The following is a 3,914-nucleotide window of genomic DNA, read 5'->3' as shown; positions in this document are numbered from 1 at the left end:
TTACCAGAAAGTTACCTCTCTGTGTCTTTAATCTTTTAACGTGTTTTTTATAGAATTATTGCAGGACTGCAGAAGGGGCCACTCCAAAACCGAAAACGTACGTGAGAAATTAGGGTTAAAAGAGGTATTAAATCGGAAGACGGCCTATTCGCCGTAGTACTCTGCGATCAGAGCATCCGTTTCTGCCTTTGATCTAAAAACATCAAAGGTCTTGCCCTGGGTTCTGAGGGCTCCGAGGGCATTGGCGTACTCGGCTGCCTTTACCGGGTCTCCGTAAACGGCAAAGCCATAAGCGAGTCCGCCTGCAAAAGAATCCCCACATCCCGTAGTGTCTACCACGTTTTCCATATAGATCGACTTAACGAACGTCTTTTCTATCTGGTCCCCTTTTTTGTTGTAAAAAACGCATCCCTTGGCATCAAGGGTGACGTAGAAGTATTTCACCCCTTTTTTAAGGACGTGAGCGGCCATTTCGTCCAGGTGTTCTGTGCGCTCCTCATCATAGCTCGTCATTTCATCAGAAGAATATTCCCGCTTGAACCAGCAGGCCTGTGATTCTTCCAGGTTCATCTTGAGGATGTCGATGTAGCGCAGCCACTGGTCCATGTCTACCCAGAATTTTCGGTATCTGTCTCCAGTCATGCCCATGGAGGTAGTAGGGCCGTGAGCGTCGAAAACCACCAGGCCTTTTCTGTTCTTTTTGATGTACCTCAGGGTCCGCATGGAGATCTCAAAATCGGTAATGGGGATAAATACGTAGGCATCCATTTCCTCCATGGGTTTGATATCCTTGGGGACGATGGGTTTCATACAGGCGGTTTGGCGCTCCAGCCGGTTATTCTGATCTATGAACTTGAGCTCTATGACCGTTCCTCTATCGTGCTTGCTCGAGATATGGCGGGTATCTATGTTCGCATAAGGGGCAAAGAGGTCGATGATGTTCTGGTAGTCCACTTCGTGAACATGTGACACGGGATACACCGTACCGTCATTCCCGAACAATTTTGCCAGGGCAATGACAGGATGGGAAACACAGCCATATTTCTTGATGGTCTCCTTGTGGTGGGTGATGATGGTGTCTCGGGGGATGGGGCCCAGAACGGCAATTTTCGTCATAATCTTAACTGATCTCCTGACCTGGGAAGCGTCATGTTGCATTGAGAACTTCCCTTTTTTTATGTCTTGGATTGGAGGGTAATTTATGAAAAATAAAGATAGGAATGAACTCTCAAATCAAAGGTCGCCTATCTCCTTTACCTTCAGTGCTCTATGTGAAGATCACGGTTTTATTGTTGTAGACCATGGTCTTCCTGTTGACGTGCAGTTGGACGGCCCTGGAGAGGACGAGTTTCTCCAGATCCCTTCCCTTTTCTATAAAATCGTTTACCTTGTGTACGTGGGAGACACGTGTGATATCCTGTTCTATGATGGGGCCGGCATCGAGTTCCTCGGTTACGTAATGACTGGTGGCGCCTATGATCTTCACTCCCCTGCTGAAGGCGGCGTGATAGGGTTTAGCCCCTGCAAAAGCAGGTAAGAAGGAATGGTGAATATTGATGATCCTGCTGGGATATTCGGCGATCAGCCTTTCAGTCACGATCTGCATATACCGGGCCAGGACTACGAAATCCACTTTGTTATCCCTGAGAAGTGACAGTTGTTCCTCTTCAGCCTCAGCCTTGGTTTCCTTTGAAACTGGTATGAAATGATAGGGGATCCCGAATTGTTCGGCAATGGGCCTTAGATCCTCATGGTTGCTGACGATCAGGGGGATGTCCGCCTTGAGTTCCCCGGTTGAGAACCTGATCAGCAGGTCGTAAAGACAATGGTTGTATTTGCTCACAAACAGGGCCATCCTCGGCCTTTTCTCCCTGAGATGCATACTCCACTCCATCGCGTAAGGCCCTGCCAGTTCTTTTTCGAAACGATTTTCTATCTCATCTGCAGGAAGACTGCCTTCAGAGAAATCAACTTCCAGGCGCATAAAAAATACGCCGGCTTCCTCGTCTACATGCTGATCGAGGTAGGTGATATTTCCCCCTCCCTTGTGAATGAAACTTGTGACGGAACTGATGATCCCCGTTTGATCCGGGCAATGGATTAGAAAAATGGCTTTCAAAACAACCTCCTTTGAGGGGTAAAAGTACTACAAAGAGTACGCAGACCAAAAGCCACCCTGACTATTATAAAATTCTAAACAGAAGGGAATAATTTTTGCGTTTATCGTAAATTGCACCCTAGAAAAGGACTGTTTATTAGTGATGGAGCAAATTAAGACCTACACCCCAAAAAATAAGATCAGGATCGTTACCGCCGCTTCCCTCTTCGATGGCCACGATGCGGCGATCAATATCATGAGACGCATTATCCAGGCCACCGGTGTGGAAGTGATACATCTCGGACACGACCGATCGGTTGCCGAGGTGGTGGATTGCGCCATTCAGGAGGATGCCAATGCCATAGCGATGACCTCCTACCAGGGAGGACATAACGAGTATTTCCGATATATGTATGACCTGCTCAGGGAACGTGGGGCCGGCCACATCAAGATCTTCGGAGGGGGTGGGGGTGTGATCCTGCCCGAGGAGATCAAATCCCTGATGGATTACGGGATCACGCGGATCTACTCCCCGGATGACGGGCGAAAGATGGGATTGCAGGGGATGATCAATGACCTTGTTGAGAAATCAGACTTTAAAACGCCTCCCCTCAATCTTCCCAAGGGTAAAGATCTGGCTGCGTCTCTTCGGGACAAGGACGTGACGACCATTGCAAGGATGATCAGCCTGGCGGAGAACAGGCACGATGAGTTCGAGGGACTGGTAAAGACACTGGGTGAACCTGAGAACCCTGTTCCCGTACTGGGGATTACCGGGACCGGAGGCGCCGGGAAGTCGAGCCTGGTAGACGAGCTCGTCAGGCGGTTCCTTTTCGATTTTTCCGACAAACATATTGGCATAGTTTCCGTCGACCCCTCAAAGAGAAAGACCGGTGGCGCTCTCCTGGGCGACCGGATCCGGATGAACGCCATCAACAGCGATCGGGTTTACATGAGGTCCCTGGCCACCCGCCAGTCGAACCTGGCCCTCTCCAAATACGTAGGGGAGGCGATAGGGATCCTGCAGCACGCCCAGTACGATCTGATCATCCTGGAAACTTCGGGTATCGGTCAGTCAGACACGGAGATCATAGAACACAGCGACCTTTCACTCTATGTGATGACCCCGGAATTCGGCGCTGCCACCCAGCTTGAGAAGATCGATATGCTGGATTATGCCGACCTGGTCGCCATCAACAAATTCGATAAACGCGGAGCGCTGGATGCCCTGAGGGATGTCAGGAAACAGTACACCAGGAACCACAACCTCTGGGATGTAGATGCCGAATCTCTGCCGGTTTTCGGAACCATTGCGTCCCAATTCAATGACCCGGGAATGAACAGCCTTTACAAGGCCGTCATGCAAAGCCTGAAGGAGAAGGCAGGAGGAATCCTGGATTCCTCCTTTGAGGCAAGGGGGGAAGAACCGGAGAAACGATATATCATCCCTCCTGCCAGGACGCGGTATCTCTCAGAGATCGCAGAGAGCAACCGGGCCTATGACCAGCTCGCCATTACCCAAAGCAAAACGGCCCAGACCCTGTTTGGCCTATACAAGAGTCTGATCTCGATCACAAGCAATAATGAGGTAGTAAGCGAAGGACCTGATTGGCCTTACCTCACTGAAACAGGCCTGGACGAAGAGGCTCTGAACAGGGACGTGCCGGAAGGTAAAAAGGAACTGTTGCAATTGCTTATCGGAGAATTCAACTCCGTAAAACTCAACCTGGACCCCCACCACTGGAAGACCATAACCCAATGGAAATCCAGGGTAGATCGCTATAAAGCCCCCGTATACCGCTTTAAGGTACGGAAC

The 3,914-nt window shown here is 49.9% G+C and carries 3 protein-coding genes; 1 reads left to right on the top strand and 2 read right to left on the bottom strand.

Annotation, left to right across the window (positions count from 1 at the left end):
• Positions 1-144 precede the first annotated feature (144 nt).
• Together ABYP73_RS11960 and purU are read right to left on the bottom strand one after the other, a co-directional pair.
• Positions 145-1,116, bottom strand: coding sequence for a carbohydrate kinase family protein (locus ABYP73_RS11960; protein ID WP_372945693.1), 972 nt, complete (start codon positions 1,114-1,116; stop codon positions 145-147).
• A 151-nt stretch (positions 1,117-1,267) separates the two neighbouring features.
• Positions 1,268-2,119, bottom strand: coding sequence for a formyltetrahydrofolate deformylase (gene purU / locus ABYP73_RS11955; RefSeq protein WP_372945694.1), 852 nt, complete (start codon positions 2,117-2,119; stop codon positions 1,268-1,270).
• A 142-nt stretch (positions 2,120-2,261) separates the two neighbouring features.
• Between purU and ABYP73_RS11950 the strand changes: the two genes are divergently transcribed.
• The coding region (locus ABYP73_RS11950) for a cobalamin-dependent protein (protein WP_372974478.1) at positions 2,262-3,914 on the top strand (1,653 nt) is incomplete at its 3' end.

The organism is Muriicola sp. (genome assembly GCF_041567615.1).
Lineage (GTDB): Bacteria > Bacteroidota > Bacteroidia > Flavobacteriales > Flavobacteriaceae > Muriicola.
The sequence above is the reverse complement of the archived record's forward strand: the minus strand, read 5'-3'. Positions and strand labels throughout refer to the sequence as shown.